This is a genomic window from Flavobacterium fructosi (assembly GCF_042787335.1).
GTDB lineage: Bacteria > Bacteroidota > Bacteroidia > Flavobacteriales > Flavobacteriaceae > Flavobacterium > Flavobacterium fructosi.
Genome location: NZ_JBHZQA010000004.1, coordinates 45,263 through 64,471, shown reverse-complemented (window position 1 = coordinate 64,471; position 19,209 = coordinate 45,263). Strand labels below are relative to the sequence as shown.

Below are 19,209 nucleotides of genomic sequence, written 5' to 3'. Positions count from 1 at the left end.
TACCACTTAGTAAATTTTAGCGAAATGAAAAACAGAACTTTTAATACCAAAGCTTTACTTATAGCTACTGGAATGTCAATATTTTCTATTGTGCTGGTATTCTTTGGTTCTAGAAATTTACAGAATTTTGATGCTGCATTAATTACCTATTTATTCGGAACCGTTTTTGCTTTTTTTGGCATCGTTTATCGATATTCTGTTTGGTTGCAAAGACCTCCAACATGGATTTATTTTAAGAGAGGGATAACGTATTTGGTTACCGGAAAAGTGTTTTCACATTTTTGGTTTGCTTCCAAAGAAACTATAGAAAATATCGCCTTTCAAAAATTTATTTATCCAAGAGGTAAATACCGATGGATGGCGCATTTCATGATTGCTATAGGGTGTACTTCGGCATTTTTAATTACCATTCCTTTGACCTTCGGATGGATCCATTTCACGATGGCTCCGAACAGCATATCGCTATATGAAGCTCATTTTTTTGGATTTAAAGTGATGGAGTTTAAACTGGATTCCATTATGGCGTTTCTAACTTTTCATGCGTTAAACTGGTCTTCTTATTTGGTTATTCTGGGTTCTTTGTATTACCTGAGAAGACGTTTGACGAATCCGGGATTGATAGCGACCCAATCCTTTGAAGGGGATTTATTACCACTTATTTTGTTGATTGCCATATCAGTTACAGGATTAGGATTAACCTATTCGTATCAGTTCATGAAAGGGTTCGCATTTGATTTCTTGGCGGTAATTCATGCGGTGACGGTTATCATGTTTTTGATTTGGATTCCTTTTGGGAAATTCTTTCACATCATTCAGCGTCCTGCCCAGATTGGTGCTCATATTTATAAAAAGGAGGGAATGAAACAAGGAATGGCAGTTTGTAAACATACAGGAGAAGAATACGCTACAAATATGCACATTAATGACCTTAAAATAGTAACCCAAGAACTTGGTTTTGATTTCAGTATGGAAGATGGCGGTTCTCATTTGGATTTGAGTCCTGAAGGAAAGCGTTCCCGTTTGGCACAAGCCCATTTGAAAGCAAGACTAGCGGGCGGAAATTTATTTGGATAGTTTTAGTAATCAGTATTCAGAAGCAGTTTATGATTAGCATATAAAACATAAAAAATCTAAGAAGAGAAAATATAAAAGCATGGCAAAATTACCTGTTTCAGCAGAAAAAATAATTGAAGATTTTGGTCCGCATCTTAATTATAGTCCAAAAGAGGGCTTTGATGGGAGAGACGAACCGGATGATGTGGTGAAAACCCATTGTTGCTTTTGTGGGATGCAATGCGGAATTCAATTGTTAGTTAAGAACAATAAAGTGGTTGGTTTTGAACCGTGGATGGAATTTCCTTTTAATGAAGGACGTCTTTGTCCAAAAGGAGTACAACGCTATTTGCAAAACAACCATCCTGACCGTTTACTGGGACCTATAAAAAGGGTGGAAGGAAAAGGTTTTGAGCCTACTTCTTGGGATGAAGCTATGGATAAAACAATTTCGGAAATTAAGCGCATTCAGAAAAAATACGGGAAAGATGCTTTTTCAATACTCTCTGGCGTTTCACTGACCAACGAAAAAAGTTACCTCATGGGTAAATTTGCCCGTGTGGCCGTAAAAACAAAAAATCTGGATTATAATGGTCGTTTATGTATGGTAAGTGCTGGTGCGGGTAACAAAAAGGCATTTGGATTAGACCGAGCTTCTAATAATTATTCGGATTTAGAATATGCTGAAGTGATTATTGTTGCTGGTGCCAATATCAGTGAAACTTTCCCAACATTGACACACTGGATTTGGAAAGCAAGAGACCGTGGAGCCAAAGTAATTGTAATCGATCCAAGAATGATTCCTCTTGCCAGAACAGCCGATGTTCATTTGGATGTAAAACCCGGAACCGATTCTGCGCTTTACGGAGCGATGTTGAAATATCTAGTGGATCACGACAAGCTAGATCATGATTTTATAGATAATTACACGTCGGGTTTTCAAGAAACAATAGAAGCCGTAAAAGATTACACGCTGGAATGGGCGGAAGAAATCACTGGAATTAAAAAAGAAAAAATAAAAGAAGCGGCTGAGTTATGGGGAAATGCCAAGACCAGTTTCTTGCTTCATGCTCGTGGAATTGAACACCATTCTAAAGGAGTAGATAACGTTTTAGGTTGTATTAATTTGGTTTTGGCAACAGGACGAATTGGTAAGCCATATTGCGGATACGGAACGATTACCGGTCAGGGAAATGGTCAGGGAGGAAGAGAGCACGGGCACAAATGCGACCAGTTACCCGGAAACCGAGATATCGAAAACCCGGAACATCGTAAATACATTGCGGATGTTTGGGGAATTGATGAAAAGGATATGCCTGGAAAAGGACTTTCAGCTTATGAAATTATTGAAGCAATTCACTGCGGCGAAATCAAAGGACTATTGTCTATTTGTTTCAATCCTTTGGTGTCATTACCAAATAGCAATTACGTTAGAGAAGCCTTAGAAAAATTGGAGTTTTACGTTTGTATCGATTTTTTTCTAAACGAAACAGCACGTCATGCCGATATTGTTCTAGCGGGTTCTTTGCAAGAAGAAGAAGAAGGAACAACCACATCAGCAGAAGGTAGAGTAATTCGAATTCGGCAGGCAGTAACCCCTCCGGGAGATGCTAGAACCGATACTTCTATTATTTTGGAACTGGCGAAACGTTTGGGTGAAGAAGATAAATTTACATATGATTCCAGCGAGGCAATTTTTAATGAATTGCGTGTTGCTTCAAAAGGAGGAACAGCGGATTATAACGGAATAACCTATAAAAGAATCGAAGACAATATGGGGATTTTTTGGCCATGTCCAACAGAAGACCATCCGGGAACTCCGCGTTTATGGGAAGATAAAAAGTTTAAAACGCCTGACGGTAAAGCCCATTTTAATCCAGCTCCCTACAAACTTCCAGGTGAAGTTACCGATGCGGATTATCCTGTAATTTTAACTACGGGACGTGTCGTTTCCCAATATTTAAGCGGAACCCAAACTCGTAGAATTGGTAAATTGGTGGATCAATTTCCGGAGCCATTATTAGAGATTCATCCTACTTTGGCCAAGCAATATGGTATTCAACAAAGAGAATTAATTAAGGTTTCTACCCGAAGAGGGGAAGGAATTTTCCCTGCCAATATAGTAGAAACCATTAGAGAAGATACTGTTTTTATTCCTTACCATTGGTCTGGAAAAAAATCAGCAAACCTATTGACACCCGGAACATTAGACCCGATATCAAAAATACCGGAATTCAAGGTATGTGCCTGTCATTTAGAACCAACGAAAAAAATAGCTCCTCCATCTAAAGAATCTAAGGCGTATGCCAGTGTTTAATCTATAAAAAACTAAAATATGAACTATACTAGTTTCAATACAAACGAAGAGTTTTTTGTAGATATGCAACGTTGCATTGGCTGTAAAGCTTGTGAGATGGCTTGTGCCGAATGCGAGACCAACGGCCAGGACTCCATGATTCATGTCAATTATGTTGATCGTGCTTCAACCGTTCAGACTACTGTTCAGGTGTGTATGCACTGTGATGATCCCGTTTGTGCCAGTGTTTGTCCCGCTGATGCTATATCGAAAGACGAATTCGGAATTGTACATACCGCCAATACTGAAAGATGTATTGGTTGTTCAAATTGTGTGATTGCTTGTCCTTTTGGTGTGCCAAAGAAAATTGAAGAATATGATTTGATGATGAAGTGTACGATGTGTTATGACAGAACGAGCGTTGGGAAAAAACCAATGTGTGCTACGGTTTGTCCGAGTGGTGCGTTGTTCTATGGTACAAAGGCAGAAATCGAAGAAATGCGTCCGAATAGCACTCCCGTGAATACCTTTGTTTTCGGAAAAGAGATTGTAAATACCAAAGTGAATATCATGATGCCAAAAGGCAGTACTGAGTTGATCATTTATTAAAAATAGACCCCATGTCAAAAGAAGATAATTTAGATAAAAACTGGAAAAAAGACTTTCCAATTTTAAAACAAGAAGCCACACAAGTCAGTCGTCGTGATTTTGCGAAGTTCTTAACGCTAGTTTCTGGAGGATTAATGGTTGGTAGCGGTTTGGTTGCTGCTAAAGCTTATTTATTGCCTAAAGAAGAAGTCGCTGGCGAGCATTTTGTTTGCAAGCAAGACGAAGTTCCGGTAGGAGGAACACGAGGTTTTGTTATCGAAGGAAGTACCGTTCCTTATATTTTGATTCATCTTGAAAATGGTGAATATAAAGCTTATGAGCAAAAATGTACACATCTTTCTTGTTCCGTTTTTTACAAACCGGGAACTGGTATTATCCATTGCCCCTGTCATGAAGGCTCCTTTGATGCTATGACTGGCGATGTAATTGCAGGTCCACCGCCAAGAGCTTTACCTAAACTAGATGTTTTTTTCAAAGACAATAATATTTACGTAAAAGCATCTGAAGAAAAAGAGTTTAGTTAGGAACCAATAATAATCAAATCTAATTGTTATGAGTAATTTTAGAACAAGCCAAAACAAAGCCAATCCAAATAAATTAAACAATATTCTATCGACGCTAATATTCATTTTAGTCTTAAATGTGACTATTCAGATTTGGTTGCTGTATGCCTCTTTGAATAATGCATTAGATAATAATAGAGAAATTCTTATTCCCGCATTTATTGCCTCCTTGATTTTGTTTTTGATAGGTTTCAGCTGGCTTTATTATTTGCCAAAAGGGAATTATAGAAAGTAGCATCGTTATGTAGACGATATGATTAAATCATGGAATTCGGTTAAAAATAATTTGCTCCAAGGAATGGCATATTATAAAGATTTATTTTTACACAATTCTTTTTTTTGAAAGCTATAAAATAGATTTTCAGTCAGTTTGATTTTTATGAAATGAAACTAAACCAGATTGAAATTCCTGAATTAAAATTGGCATAAAGTCTTCAAGTAATAGGTTTTGAATAGAATGATTTCATTGAGGATTATTCTATTCAAAACTACTTTTTATCAAACAATCATCTAGTAATTTTACATCGTGAAAAAAATAGCATTCATAATTGTATTGTTTATGTTTCTAAAACCACTATTACCGGTTTTAGAATATGCAGTTAATTATGAATATATTTCAAAAGTGCTTTGTGTAAATAAAGCAAAACCTGCGATGCATTGCAACGGAAAATGTCACTTGATGAAAGAATTGGTTAAAGCTTCTAATACTGAAAAACCTCTTTCTTCAGATAAAAAAGGAACTACTCCAATACTTGACGTACTCATTTTCGAGGAAATCAGATCTTTCGAAATTCTATCTTTTTGTTTTGGTACCAAAGAAAAAATAAACCCGTACTATTCTAATTTATACTTTCACTTGAATAGCGCTTCTGTTTTTCACCCACCCACTTTCATTTCTTAAATTTTTTATGCACATAGAGTGCTTTTATTAATCCGTTTTGTATAATGGATGAGTTTTTGTGTGGTTTTTTTGGAAATAAATAATCCGAAAATGGCATGCAAATCAATACCTAATATTTAAAATAAAATCTAAAGAAATGAAATTTCAATTAAAAAATATACTGGCTGTAGTGGCAGTAATACTTGCTTTTTCCTCCTGTTCCACAGATAGCGAAACTCCGGCCGTAAATGAATTGTCAGAACTGACCAAATTCAAAGAAATAACAAACACGAGCCATACGATCGAATTGTACGCTCATACGGGATCTTTAGAGCAAGGTTATAACGAAATCAGTTTAAGAATTAAAGACAAAGCAAGCGGACAGTACGTAAAAAATGCTACTGTTAGTTGGATGCCATTGATGCACATGACTACGATGACGCATTCCTGTCCTAAATCGGGAGTTGAGAAAGTAACGGCTGGTGGAACTTTATACAAAGGAAATATTGTTTTTCAAATGGCTCAAAACGCCACAGAATATTGGGATTTAAAAATAGATTATACGATTAATGGAACTGCTTACACGGCAACTTCAACGATTGATGTTCCGGCTGCGGCTAAACAAAGAGTGACTACTTTTACAGGTTCTGATAATGTAAGATATATTGTGGCTTATGTTGAACCACATCATCCAAAAGTGGCGCTGAACGATATTACCGTTGGTGTTTACAAAATGGAATCGATGATGAGTTTTCCAGTAATTGATAATTTAAAAGTTAAAATTGATCCAAGAATGCCAAGTATGGGGAATCATGGTTCTCCAAACAATGTTGATTTAACGCAGTCTACTTTAGACAAATTATATCATGGAAAATTATCATTGACCATGACCGGTTTATGGAAAATCAACTTGCAGCTTTTGAACGCATCTGATGTTGTTTTGAAAGGCGAAACCATTACGGATTTAGTTCCAGCAAGCAGTATTTACTTGGAGATAGAATTTTAATTCTGTTTCACTTTCTTAACTAAAAAAGGTCAAAAAAATCAAATGTAATTACAGCTGTTCTTTTGGCCTTTTTTTAATTTTTCTATGATGAAAAAGAAATTATATGGTTTTGTACTCTTATGTTTCACTTCGATAACTCTCTATGCACAAGACCAAGTTGCAGATACGGTCGTTCCAAAAAAATTAAATGAAGTGATTGTCATTGGAAAAAAAACCCAATTATATCAAAAACAAACCAAACCTCTCGCTACAGTGGAGGAGTATTTGCAACAGTCTGGAAAAGTTGGAATGATTAAAAGAGGCGGTTATGCATGGGAGCCAATTATTAATAGTATGGCTACCGAAAGAACGTTGATTACTATAGACGGAATGCGCGTTTTTGGGGCTTGTACGGACAAAATGGACCCGATAACTTCTTATGTTGAGGTTTCCAATTTATCGGAAGCTACAATCACATCGGGACAGCTGGGCGGTTGTCATGGAGCAACCATTGGTGGAGCTATTGATTTAAAAAGAAATCGCAGCGGATTTATAAATTCCGGTTGGGATGTTTCACTAAACTCGGGTTTTGAAAGTAACGGCAATCAAAAAATTATTGGATCAGCAGTCAAGTACGCAAACAATCGTTTTTATATTGATACTGATTTCATGTATCGCGATGCCGAAAATTATTCAGCAGGAAACAATCAAGAAGTTTTGTATTCACAGTTTAGAAAATTCAATATTTCTGCCACTTCTGGTTTTTCTTTTGATGAAAATAAAATGTTGGAAGCTTCATTAATCTATGACAAAGCAACTGATGTGGGATATCCGGCACTTCCGATGGATGTTTCTTTGGCGGAAGCTTTAATCACTTCGTTGAAATTTGAATATGTGCCAAAGTCCTCAAAAATCAAAAATTGGGAAACCAAAATTTATTACAACACCATTACACACATAATGGATGACACCAAACGTCCTTTTGTACCTGTTCGCATGGATATGCCGGGCTGGAGCGATACGTACGGATTCTATTCAAAAGTCAAAGGAGTTTATAAAAGCCATCATTTTATGGTCGATTTGAATTCGTTTTATAACCGTTCCATCGCCGAAATGACAATGTATCCGAGCGATCCAAAAGAAAGTTTGATGTTTATGTTTACCTGGCCGGATGTGCGAACACTTTATAATGCAGTGTTTCTGGTAGATAATATCATTTTGAACAGTGAATGCAGTTTGAGGTTTTCAGCTAGCGTTGCGAATCATTTTAATAAAGTTGCCGATGCGTTGGGACTGGAAAGTTTGCGGATTTTTTATCCAAATATGAAAGACGACAAAAATAGAATTTTAAAAAGCATTTCATCAAATTATGCGTACGATAAAAATGGGTTTCAGTACGGATTTGGACTTGCTTATGGTGAGCGTGCTCCATCTGTTTCTGAGGGCTATGGATTTTATTTATTTAATAGTTTTGATAGGTACGATTATATTGGAAACCCGGGGTTAAGAAACGAAAAATCAGCAGAAGAGAATGCTTTTGTTGGTTACAAATGCAAAAAAATAAGCACTAAAATCTCGTCTTCCTATTTTCATATCTCAAATTATATTGTTGGTAAACCAGCTGAGAATTTGATTCCGATGACTATTGACGCAAGCGGAATAAAAATATATACAGCACTTGATTATGCTACTATTTTTAATACTGATTTGAATATTGAATACCAATTTGACACGAACTTTAAATGGTCAGGGCAATTGGTTTACAGTTACGGACAGGATTATAAAAAAGAGAATTTACCTTTTATAAGTCCGTTGCGGTATTCGTCAACGTTGTTTTATAAACTAAATAAATTCTCTTCTGAAATCGCGGTTCAGGGAAATGCAGTTCAAACGCAATACAGTCCTTTTTACGGTGAAGACAGAACGCCGGATTATGCAATTTTAAATTTCGCATCGAGTTATTCATTTCAGATTGATAAAAGCAAATGGAATGTAAAAGCAGGAGTAGAGAATGTTTTAGATGCATATTATTCTACTTTTTCGGACTGGAACAATATACCTCGTAAAGGAAGAAATTTCTTTTTGAATATTAGTTTTGGGTTTTAGAAACTATCAGATTTATAGTTTGGAACAAAAAAGGAGCTCCAATATGAAGCTCCTTTTTATAAATATATTTTTCGAATAAATTACTCTTTCAATCTACACGCTTTAATTTCTCCTTCAACAACCACTTCAGTCAAGCCTAAAGAAGATAAATTTTTCATGGCCTTGTCCCATTTTTTACCACTCAATTCTGATTTTATTTTTAAAAGACCAAACTCCATTTTGCTGTCATTCGTTTTCAAGATTGCAACAATCAGTTTCTCATCATCTTCCAATTCAATTTGAACCTGTTTTTTCTCCGGTCGCATTTGAGGGAACAACAATACTTCTTGAATAGAAGCATTATTGGTCAGGAACATCATCAAACGGTCCATTCCAATTCCTAATCCGGAAGTTGGTGGCATTCCATATTCTAACGCTCTCAAGAAATCTTCATCAATTATTCCTGTAGCTTCGTCATCTCCTTTTTCAGATAATCTCATTTGCTCTTCAAAACGTTCTCTTTGGTCAATGGGATCATTCAACTCAGAATAAGCGTTCGCTACTTCTTTACCACAAACCATTAATTCAAAACGTTCCGTCAATTCTGGATTATCACGGTGCTGTTTACATAGCGGAGACATTTCTTTTGGATAATCAGTAATAAAAGTTGGTTGAATATAATTTCCTTCGCATTTAGCGCCAAAAATCTCATCAATCAATTTTCCCTTACCCATGGTTGCATCCACAATAATACCCATTCCTGTTGCTGCATCAAATAATTCCACTTCACTTTTTCCCGAAATATCAAAACCAGTAAATTGTTTGATAGAATCTGTCATTGTAACTCTAGCATAAGGCGCTTTGAAGTTTACATTGTGTTCCCCAAAAGTTGCTTCTGAAGTTCCGTTCACACTTATGGCGCAATGTTCCAACAAGTTTTCAGTGAATTTCATCATCCAATTGTAGTCTTTGTAGGCTACATATATTTCCATGGCGGTAAACTCTGGGTTATGGGTTCGATCCATTCCTTCGTTACGGAAGTTTTTAGAAAACTCATACACTCCATCAAAACCACCAACAATCAATCTTTTTAAGTATAATTCATTCGCAATACGCATGTACAAAGGCATATCAAGCGAGTTGTGGTGCGTAATAAAAGGACGCGCCGCAGCACCACCAGGAATTGGTTGCAAAACAGGCGTTTCTACCTCAAGATATCCTTTGTCATTAAAGAAAGAACGCATCGCATTGAACAATTTTGTTCTCTTGATAAACGTTTCTTTCACGTGATCGTTTACGGTCAAATCCACGTAACGACGTCGGTATCTTTGCTCTGGATCGGCAAAAGCATCGTGCGTTTTTCCGTCAGCATCCGTTTTTACAACAGGAAGTGGTTTTAAGGCTTTTGCCAAAACGGTCAATCCATAAACATGCACTGAGATTTCACCCACTTGTGTTTTGAAAACCGTTCCGCGAATCCCAATAAAATCACCAATATCTAATAGTTTTTTGAAAACTAAATTGTACATTGTTTTCTCCTCGTCTGTCGAAATATCATCTCTCGAAACATAGATTTGAATACGCCCTTCAGCATCTTTCAATTCTGCAAATGACGCCTTTCCCATGATGCGTTTACCCATCAAACGCCCTGCTAAAACAACTTCTTTTCCTTCGTACTTCTCGAAATTGGCTAGGATTTCGCTGGAATAAGCGGTTGTGATAAATTCGGCTGCTGGATAAGGTTCAATGCCTAAATTGCGTAATTCGGTAAGTGCTTCTCTACGTAATATTTCTTGTTCGGATAATGCCATTTTATGCTGTTTTTAAGAGCGCAAAGATACTATATAAGTTCTAAAGTTTAAAGTTTAAAGTTTACCGTTTTTTGGAGCATAACATTTCGTTTTTTCAAGACGATTTGTCCCGCTATTCGCTCTATCTTTTTTTCTTGTTCGAAAAAAACAAGAAAAAAAGGATGTCGCTGCTATCGGGGCTATACAACAACTTTTATTTTTTATAACAACATGAAAAATAGTATAAATCATGTATATATGAATTCAAATCATCACGCTAAATCTCTAAATGAAAAAATACACATTACTACTTTTAGTATTATTTTTAACAAGCTGTCAAATCACCGAAACCATCTATTTAAACCAGGACGGAACGGGAAAAATAGAAACTGAATCACTTCGCGATGAGCACAGTTACATGCAATTAGCGGAGGAGAATTATTCCAAAGAAGATGTTTTTAGAGATTCTACTTATGTTTTCAAAGATGTTTTAACAAAACATTCAGAAACTTTTTCCAGGTTGCCAGCGTTTGAAAAAGCCATTTTTTAAAAATTTAATACTGTAAAAGTGCATGTTAAGCAAAGTTCTTTCGAGAAAGAATTCCGCACAACAATCATTCAGAATTTTACTAAAATAGAGGAAGTTGCCGATTTATACAAAACCGAAGAATACGCGGATGATATCGAAAATAATTATGCATTGGTTGCCGAGGAGCATTATTACAGTGTGAATTACACTTTTAATGAAAGTGTTTTTAATAGGATAGTCAAAATTACAGATGCAGTTGAATTAAAAAAACAGCAGGATAAGATTGACGGGTAAAAAACGCAAGTTTCTAAATTCAAAATTACGAAAGACTATGTTTTAAAATATTATTTTTCTAGAAAAATATAGTCGGTTTCAAATCCAAAAGCAAAAATTATTGAAGACCGTAAATCCATGGAACTACAATTTTCTTTAACTGATTGTTTACAAAATCCTGAAATCACGTCTTTAGAAGTGATTTTAGAGTAGTTTTACTTCCGCAATTTTTTTAAAGGAAAGAAACAGTTTCAAGATTAAAACCTATTTTCAAGCATGATTTCACTTAAAATAAACAATAACATTACATTAACTAATTGACATATAAATACTTAAAAAAATAACTATAACTTTAAATCTTTATTAGATTCCAAAAATGTATTGAAACAAAAAGGAATAAATACCTTGATTAATAAGTATAACGATTTAAATATAGATAGTATGAAAGCAATTGTTTATTACGGCCCGCTCGATGTAAGGGTCACAGAAATGCCGGATGCCGTAATTGAGCAACCGACAGACGTATTGGTTAAAATAACCGCTACCAATATTTGTGGATCTGACCTCCATATGTATCAAGGTCGAACGGATATGGAATCGGGAAGGATTTTTGGTCATGAAAATATGGGTAGAGTTGTGGAAGTGGGTAAAGCCGTAACTCAAATTAAAATTGGGGATATGGTCTGTCTTCCATTCAATATTGGATGTGGTCATTGCCGCAACTGTGAAAGTGGTTTAACGGGTTTTTGTCTTACAATGAACCCAGGATTTGCAGGTGCTGCTTATGGTTTTGCCGGAATGGGCCCTTTCAGTGGAGGGCAGGCAGAATATTTGCGTGTTCCTCATGGCGATTTTAATTGTCTCAAATTACCGGAAGACGCAGTTGAAAAAGAAAATGACTATGTAATGTTATCGGATATTTTCCCTACTGGATACCATGCCACTGAATTGGCATGTGTACAGCCTGGGGATTCAGTAGTTATTTATGGCGCAGGTCCAGTTGGGCTTATGGCAGCACATTCGGCAAGCATTAAAGGTGCCAGTAAGATAATGGTGGTGGATAATCATCCTGACCGGTTAAAGCTTGCTGAAGAACTAGGTGCTATTGCTATTGATTTTTCAAAAGGTTCCGCGGTGGAACAAGTGCTGGAACTAACCAAAGGAATGGGTGCCGATAAAGGTTGCGAATGTGTCGGCTACCAATGTTGTGATAAACATGGTACAGAGCATTCTAATATAACGATGAACGAACTCGTTCAAGCCGTAAAAGCAACAGGTTGCATCGGAGTCGTAGGGGTTTTTGTGCCAAAAGATCCAAAATCTAAAGAAGAGTTACAAAAAGAAGGACACATGGATTTTGACTTTGGTCAATTTTGGATGAAAGGGCAAAAAATTGCCACGGGACAGGCGAATGTGAAATCGTATAACCGCCAACTTTCTACATTAATTTCTGTGGGTAAAGCAAAACCATCATTAATTGTCTCGCATGAACTTTCATTAGACGAGGCTCCTGATGCCTACAAACATTTTGATGCCCGTGACAATGGATGGACAAAAGTGATATTAAAACCAGAGATGGTTACGGGTAAAAAAGCATAAATTATTTAGTTATTTATTGTAGTAAGGACAAACTGGAACGTAAGTCTTTACAGTTTTTTGCTCGATTCCATGGAGGAATAAATAGATATTAATAATTCTAGACAATTAGGTTATTAATATCCATTTATTGTTCTTGTCATGTAAATTGTGGTCTAATTTTCAAAATTCATATTTCAAACCTTTGTACCTTTGCTCCTCAAAACCTTTGGAATCTCAAAAAAAATGAACAAAATAATCCGACTCAAAGATTTAGGAACGAAAGATTATAAAGAAACTTGGGAATATCAAGAAGGATTGTTTAAGGAAGTAGTTGACGTAAAAATTAAAAATAGGAGAGAAGAAACTAATTTGGAAACTCCCAATTACTTTCTTTTTGTGGAGCACCCTCATGTTTATACACTAGGGAAAAGTGGCGATTTAAGTAATTTATTGTTATCAGAAAAACAGCTCGAATCAAAAGGAGCTACTTTTTATAAAATCAACCGTGGTGGTGATATTACGTATCACGGACCGGGACAAATTGTGGGCTATCCAATTATTGACTTAGAAAATTTCTTTACTGATATTCATAAATACTTGCGTTTTCTGGAAGAAGCCGTTATTCTTACCCTGCAAGAGTATGGAATTGTTTGCGGAAGAAGCGAAGGGGAAACCGGAGTCTGGTTGGGTGAAGGAACTCCATTTGCCAGAAAAATTTGTGCCATGGGCGTACGTGCTTCCCGCTGGGTAACCATGCACGGATTTGCACTTAACGTAAATGCTGATTTGGGTTATTTTGACAATATTATACCGTGTGGGATTCGCGGTAAAGCGGTGACATCGTTAAATGTCGAGCTTGGAGTCGAAAAAGTAGATGAAGAAGAAGTCAAAGAAAAAATTCTGAAACATTTCTCAAAACTTTTTGAAGCGACTTTTGAGAAATCTGAAATTGTTAATCAGCAGTCAAAAATCTAAATTTCTAATTTTAACTGTTCCGGTAATAATCGAAATGTCATTCGATGGTATTTTGTTGTGCCGTATTTCCGTATTGCTTCCCGATGTTCTTTGGTGGGATAGCCTTTATTTTGTTTCCAATTATACATTGGGAATTCCTCATGAATGCGGTCCATATAGTCATCCCGATACGTTTTTGCCAAAACGGAGGCCGCAGCAATACTCATGTATTTAGAATCTCCCTTAACTATACTTTTATTTGGAATAGAATTAAGGATTTTGAGTTCAGCTTTAGTAAAAATTTTTCCTCCACGGTTTTTTATTCCATTTTTGTGAATAAGTGGCGCATTTCCATCTACTATTATATATTCCGGTTTTGGATCGAGTTTTAGAATGCTTTCTTGCATGGCTTTTATAGACGCATTCAGAATATTGATTTCGTCAATTACTCCAGGTTCAAGGTGTGTTACTGCAAACGCAATGGCATGTTGCTCGATAATAGGTCTTAATTTTTTTCTGATTTTTTCTGATAAAAGTTTACTGTCATTCAGGATTGTGTTTTCAAAACTGCATGGCAATATTATGGCTGCTGCAGTTACAGGACCGGCTAGACAGCCGCGGCCTGCTTCATCAGTTCCCGATTCAAGTATGTATTTTGAAAAATTACTTTCGAGCATTTTTTTCGACAAATATAGATAGAAAAGATTTTTTTGTTTTAGCTTATTTGTTTAACATAGTAATTAACAAATGTTAAAGTTTTAAATTTTCTTGTTAATTTTAGGTTAATTAAGTTTTTATCGTGAGTTTTGCCGGATAACTAATTCAAAATAATTTAAAATGAGATTAAAATTCAAATGGATTTTTTCGTTAGTATTGGCAATGTCAATGCAATTTATGTTTGCCCAAGAAAAAACAATCACCGGTGTTGTTTCAGATGGTAATGGAACATTACCAGGTGCAAACGTTTTGATTAAAGGTACTAAATCAGGTGTTCAAACTGATTTCGATGGTAAGTATTCTATAAAAGCAAAAACTGGAGACGTTTTGGTTTTTTCTTTTGTAGGAATGTCACAAACTACCAGAGTTGTAGGTTCTAGCACAACTATCAGTGTTAAATTGCAAGATGAAGCAAAAGCTTTGGAAGCAGTAGTTATTCAAGGGTACAGAACTGTTACGAAGAAAACAGCTGTTACAGCAGCAGCTACCGTAAACAGTAAAACAATTGAAAACCGACCAAATGCAAACGTTTTGAATACTATTCAAGGTCAGTTAGCGGGTGTAAACATTACTGCAAGTACTGGACAGCCAGGGGCTAAATCATCTATTATTATTAGAGGAGTTGGAACCGTAAATGGTAACACAGACCCTTTATATGTTATTGATGGTTTTCCTTCAAACAGTGATAGCTTTAGATCAATTAATCCTAATGATATCGCTAGTCTAGATGTTTTGAAAGATGCTGCGGCACTTTCTGAATATGGGTCTAGAGGATCGAATGGTGTAATCGTTATTAGAACTAGAAAAGGAAGTTACAGTGAACCAAAAACTACTTTTAGATATTCATCCTCTTTTGGAGTTAACGAATTGCAAAAGCCTAAATATAGTTATGCTAATGCAAAACAGTTATTAAAAATAGAAAAAAATTATGGTGCTGGTTTAGGATCTACACTAACTGATGCTCAAATTGCAGCATACGGTGTAAATACAAACTGGGTTGATTATTTTTTCAATCAAGGAACATCTACAAGCCATAATATTAGTATTCAAAACAATAATAAAAGTATAAATTCTTACACATCTGCTAGTTTTTATGATCAGCAAGGAGTTCTTGAATCTACTAATTTGAAGAGATTTACGGTTAGAAACAACTTAAACGGAAAATCGGATAACGAAAAATTCAAATATTCAATAAATACCGCTTTTGGTCACTCAAAAAATAATGAGGCTACTAACTTAGGTACTGGAGCGATTAACAGAAATTATGTAACTGGGGCTTACTTAGGTGCTCCTTATGTATCTCCAAATCAATATCAAAATTCTGCGCAATTATTTGAATTATATAAAGCGGATGGTACATTGTTGTACACTCCTTTGATGTTAGTTGATAAGTTGAAAAAATATAAAAATTTAACGGAAGAGACTAGAATAGATGTAGCTACTGAATTATCGTATGAGTTCGCAAAAGGATTCACTGGAAGAGTACGTACATCAGGACAATTATTATCTACGAGATTTCACCAAGCTGAATTTCCAGGTTCATTTAATGCATTATTGTTTTTACAGCCAGGTCAATTGTTTGGAGGTTTTGAAGATATTAATCAAAGAAGAGAGTTCTTATTCAATAACCTTTTTCAATTGGAATACAACAAGACTTTCGGAAAGCATACTTTTAATTTATCGGCAGCTTCTGAATACAATCACTCAAGATTAAATGTAAATAATTTTAGACAAAGAGGTTTAGATCCTAAAACTTTTGTACCGGATAGCGGTTCAGGATACATAGGGGATACTTCTGCAAATGATTTCTACGTACCACTAATTTCAGCACAACAGTTGAGAAATGATTTAATTGGTTATTTTACTTCATTTGATTATGATTTTGATAAAAAATATGGTGTTGTAGCTTCCTTTAGAAGAGACGGTTCAAGCCGATTTGTTGGAGCCAACCAATTTGGTAATTTTTGGTCCGTTGGTGGAAGATGGAATTTAGAAGAAGAAGGATTTATTAAATCAATAGATTTTATAAATGTCTTAAAGCTTAGAGGATCTATAGGTACCGTAGGTAACCAAAGGATTGTTGATGGTACTATTTATCAAGGTGTTAACCCGCCAGCTTTTACCGATATTTATTCTAGTTCAAACAATGCTTACAATAATGGAACTGGTTACAATATTGCTTTTGGTTATCCTGATTTAAAATGGGAAACAACGGAACAATATAATATTGGTTTAGACTTTGAATTATATAAAGGTAGAATTAGAGGGTCTTTTGATCATTATAATAAGAAAACAGTTAATTTGTTTTTGCAAGAGCCTATAGTTCCTGGAGTAGGATTTCCAGGAAATGCTTCACTTCCTGCAAATGTAATTCTAAAAAATTCAGATGCTACTGTCACCAATAAAGGATTTGAATTGAGTTTAGGTGTTGATGTTATCAAAAATCAAGATGTTACTTTAACATTACGTGCTAATGGTTCAGTAAATGATAATAAAGTAAATGGTATTAAAGCCAATAATGGTAGAATCTTAACAGGTACAGAACCTGTTTATATCACTCAAAATGGTGGCGGTATCAGAGAACCTTTTGTATATCATTATATTGGTGTAAATCCTGTAAACGGTAATCTGTTGTTTGAAGATATAAACGGAAACCCTACAGAAGCGCCTAAAGCTTCAGATCGAAAAGCATTTGGTAAAAACAATGTTCCTAAATATCAAGGTGGTTTTGGTTTCGATTTTGACTACAAAGGATTCTTTTTATCATCAACGTTTACTTTTGCACAAGATGTTTATAGATTTGATAATGATTTAGAAAATTTATATGACGCGGGTAATATTGGCACATTTAATGTAACAGATGATTTAGCTAACGCTTGGACTGCGACTAATACTACTTCAAATATACCGTCATTAAATGCTGCTAATTCAACAGCTGATAATAGTTCTGACCGCTTTTTGAGAGATGCGTCCTATGTTAGATTAAGAAATGCTCAGATTGGCTATAGAGTTCCTAGAGCTTTTCTAGAAAAAACTTTCTTAACTGATCTTTCTTTTACTTTGCAAGGTGAAAATTTATTTAACATCACAAAATGGAGAGGTTTTGATCCAGAAAGCTCAAGAGTTAATGATGTTTATCAATATCCAACGGCAAAACAATTTACTTTTGGTGTAGACTTGAAATTTTAATTTATAATTTTATAAAAATGAAAAAAATATTTATATTATTTATATTTACAGGTGCATTCTTTGTTTCTTGTAATAATGATTTGTTGGAGCCCTTTACTCCGGGTTCTTTAACTGAAGATGTGGCAATTACGGCTTCATCTGATTTACAAAGAGTAATGAATTCTACTTATGGCTTGCTAGCAAACCGAGAAGATATTATTTTTAGTTCTGTTTTTACGGATGAAGTTGGTATCGGTTTTGCAAATGGAGGTCAAGGAATTAGTGATAATTATGTTTTCTTTTTAAACACTTCTTCATTTTCACCAACTGAAATATGGAATTCTTCCTATTATGCGTTGTCAAGAGCTAATCGTGTTATTGCTTTTTCTGATAAAGTAACTCCAGTTAGTCCGGCAGATGCAGCTTTAATCTCTAGATTGAAGGCAGAAGCTTTAGTTGTTAGAGCTTTATGTCATATTAAGTTATTGTCTTATTTTTCTCCAGATCCTAAAAGCAATGATGCCTTAGCAGCGGTATTGGCTAATAAGATAATTTTATCCACGGATGCGGGTTTACCAAGAAGCAAAAATGGCGAGTTTTATACTTCTATTCACTCTGATTTAGATGCTGCATTGATAATATTTAATTCTTTAACTACTTCACCGTATACAGGTGCAGCTGTTACTTTATATCCTAATAAAAATTTAGCAAAAGCATTAAAAGCTAGAGCTTATGCTTTAAAAGGGGATTATGTAAATGCGGAGACTTGGGCTAATGACGTAATTACTACTTCTGGAATTGTTTTGGCAAATGATTCTAATTATAACAGTATTTTTCACACTGATAGTGAACCCGCTAATACTGAAGTAATTTTTAGATTAAAAAGAACAATCCAGCAGTCTGCGCAGGCTACAAATTTAGGGAATGGTTATGCGTCTGTTACCACTACAATCACAGGTTCTCCATTTTATGAAATTGGAAGATCTTTATACAATATTTTAGATGCTAATCCTACTGATGTAAGAAGGTCTGCTATTGTTCACCCATCATCGATTGCGGATCCTAATTATGCTACTTCAGCTGATTACAGAAATACTGACAAATTAATTATTGGGAAGCATCGTGGTTCTGGATCTGTTGGTAATTTAAATAGTGATTTTAAAATCGTTAGATTATCTGAAATGTATTTTATTAAAGCGGAAGCTAGAGTAGCTGCAGGTGATCTACCTGGTGCTGCAATCGCTATAAAGGCTATTTTGGATAAAAGATTTCCTGAAGCGCAAGTATTACCTGTTTACACTTCTGCAACTGATGCATGGAAAGCTATACTAAACCAAAGAAGGTTAGAGTTTGCATTTGAAGGTTACAGATTTATTGACTTAAAAAGACTTGGTGTTTTAGCCGGTGTAGGAATTGATAGAAATCCTGCGGATTATTCTTCAAGTTCTGCTAATTATCCTGCTGCAAATCCTACAAATTTACCTTTAACTAGTAGTAAATTTGCATTGCCAGTACCTCAAGATGAATTAAATGCGAATCCTGGAATTCAACAGAATCCTGGATATTAATTATTTTATCTTTAATTATTTAAACCGGCACTTGGTGCCGGTTTTTTTTGTTTTAAACCCTAAAATAAATAATATATTCGAAAATGGTTTCTTTAAACTTTAGTTATGCATCTTAGCAATCTACAGTCATTGTAATTTATTTGATCTAAGTAATAATTTAT

The 19,209-nt window shown here is 35.3% G+C and carries 16 protein-coding genes; 14 read left to right on the top strand and 2 right to left on the bottom strand.

Going from position 1 to position 19,209, the window contains the following annotated elements; genetic code table 11:
* Positions 1-24: 24 nt before the first annotated feature.
* The 8 genes from ACFX5D_RS08000 to ACFX5D_RS07965 all read left to right on the top strand — a co-directional run bounded on the left by ACFX5D_RS08000 (position 25) and on the right by ACFX5D_RS07965 (position 8,492).
* Positions 25-1,074: an MFS transporter gene (locus tag ACFX5D_RS08000; RefSeq protein WP_379857712.1), complete on the top strand. Its 1,050-nt coding sequence runs from the start codon at positions 25-27 to the stop codon at positions 1,072-1,074.
* A gap of 79 nt (positions 1,075-1,153) precedes the next feature.
* Positions 1,154-3,370 (top strand): molybdopterin oxidoreductase family protein, encoded by a 2,217-nt coding sequence (locus tag ACFX5D_RS07995; RefSeq protein ID WP_379857711.1) that lies wholly within the window; start codon positions 1,154-1,156, stop codon positions 3,368-3,370.
* Positions 3,371-3,388: 18 nt separating this feature from the next.
* Positions 3,389-3,958 carry a 4Fe-4S dicluster domain-containing protein gene (locus ACFX5D_RS07990; protein WP_291249667.1) on the top strand — a complete coding sequence of 190 codons (570 nt, stop codon included), beginning with the start codon at positions 3,389-3,391 and terminating at the stop codon, positions 3,956-3,958.
* 11 nt (positions 3,959-3,969) lie between these two features.
* Positions 3,970-4,482, top strand: a complete 513-nt coding sequence (locus tag ACFX5D_RS07985) for a QcrA and Rieske domain-containing protein (protein ID WP_379857710.1) — start codon at positions 3,970-3,972, stop codon at positions 4,480-4,482.
* 28 nt (positions 4,483-4,510) lie between these two features.
* A complete protein-coding gene (locus ACFX5D_RS07980) occupies positions 4,511-4,756 on the top strand; it encodes a DUF6755 family protein (RefSeq protein ID WP_379857709.1) in 246 nt (81 codons plus the stop codon).
* Positions 4,757-5,047: 291 nt separating this feature from the next.
* Positions 5,048-5,422 (top strand): hypothetical protein, encoded by a 375-nt coding sequence (locus ACFX5D_RS07975; RefSeq protein ID WP_379857708.1) that lies wholly within the window; start codon positions 5,048-5,050, stop codon positions 5,420-5,422.
* A gap of 136 nt (positions 5,423-5,558) precedes the next feature.
* Positions 5,559-6,407: a hypothetical protein gene (locus ACFX5D_RS07970; RefSeq protein WP_379857707.1), complete on the top strand. Its 849-nt coding sequence runs from the start codon at positions 5,559-5,561 to the stop codon at positions 6,405-6,407.
* A gap of 87 nt (positions 6,408-6,494) precedes the next feature.
* Positions 6,495-8,492 (top strand): TonB-copper family protein, encoded by a 1,998-nt coding sequence (locus ACFX5D_RS07965; RefSeq protein WP_379857706.1) that lies wholly within the window; start codon positions 6,495-6,497, stop codon positions 8,490-8,492.
* Positions 8,493-8,572: 80 nt separating this feature from the next.
* Here ACFX5D_RS07965 and lysS read toward each other — a convergent pair whose 3' ends face one another.
* The gene (gene lysS, locus ACFX5D_RS07960) at positions 8,573-10,282 is read right to left on the bottom strand and encodes a lysine--tRNA ligase (RefSeq protein WP_379857705.1); all 1,710 of its coding nucleotides are present in this window, start codon (positions 10,280-10,282) and stop codon (positions 8,573-8,575) included.
* 268 nt (positions 10,283-10,550) lie between these two features.
* Here lysS and ACFX5D_RS07955 point away from each other — a divergent pair, with 268 nt between their 5' ends.
* The 4 genes from ACFX5D_RS07955 to lipB all read left to right on the top strand — a co-directional run bounded on the left by ACFX5D_RS07955 (position 10,551) and on the right by lipB (position 13,616).
* Positions 10,551-10,811, top strand: a complete 261-nt coding sequence (locus tag ACFX5D_RS07955; RefSeq protein WP_379857704.1) for a hypothetical protein — start codon at positions 10,551-10,553, stop codon at positions 10,809-10,811.
* A gap of 18 nt (positions 10,812-10,829) precedes the next feature.
* Positions 10,830-11,084: a hypothetical protein gene (locus ACFX5D_RS07950; protein ID WP_379857703.1), complete on the top strand. Its 255-nt coding sequence runs from the start codon at positions 10,830-10,832 to the stop codon at positions 11,082-11,084.
* 420 nt (positions 11,085-11,504) lie between these two features.
* Positions 11,505-12,662, top strand: a complete 1,158-nt coding sequence (locus ACFX5D_RS07945) for a glutathione-independent formaldehyde dehydrogenase (RefSeq protein WP_379857702.1) — start codon at positions 11,505-11,507, stop codon at positions 12,660-12,662.
* A 222-nt stretch (positions 12,663-12,884) separates the two neighbouring features.
* Complete coding sequence (gene lipB / locus ACFX5D_RS07940) at positions 12,885-13,616, top strand: lipoyl(octanoyl) transferase LipB (RefSeq protein WP_379857700.1); 732 nt, start codon at positions 12,885-12,887, stop codon at positions 13,614-13,616.
* Here the strand turns inward: lipB and ACFX5D_RS07935 are convergent.
* Positions 13,613-14,272 (bottom strand): ribonuclease HII, encoded by a 660-nt coding sequence (locus ACFX5D_RS07935; protein WP_379857699.1) that lies wholly within the window; start codon positions 14,270-14,272, stop codon positions 13,613-13,615. The genes lipB and ACFX5D_RS07935 overlap by 4 nt on opposite strands.
* Positions 14,273-14,432: 160 nt before the next feature.
* On the opposite strand from ACFX5D_RS07935, the gene ACFX5D_RS07930 reads away from it, so the two are divergent.
* Together ACFX5D_RS07930 and ACFX5D_RS07925 are read left to right on the top strand one after the other, a co-directional pair.
* Positions 14,433-17,501: a SusC/RagA family TonB-linked outer membrane protein gene (locus ACFX5D_RS07930; protein ID WP_379857698.1), complete on the top strand. Its 3,069-nt coding sequence runs from the start codon at positions 14,433-14,435 to the stop codon at positions 17,499-17,501.
* 17 nt (positions 17,502-17,518) lie between these two features.
* Positions 17,519-19,048, top strand: a complete 1,530-nt coding sequence (locus ACFX5D_RS07925; RefSeq protein ID WP_379857697.1) for a RagB/SusD family nutrient uptake outer membrane protein — start codon at positions 17,519-17,521, stop codon at positions 19,046-19,048.
* Positions 19,049-19,209: the final 161 nt, after the last annotated feature.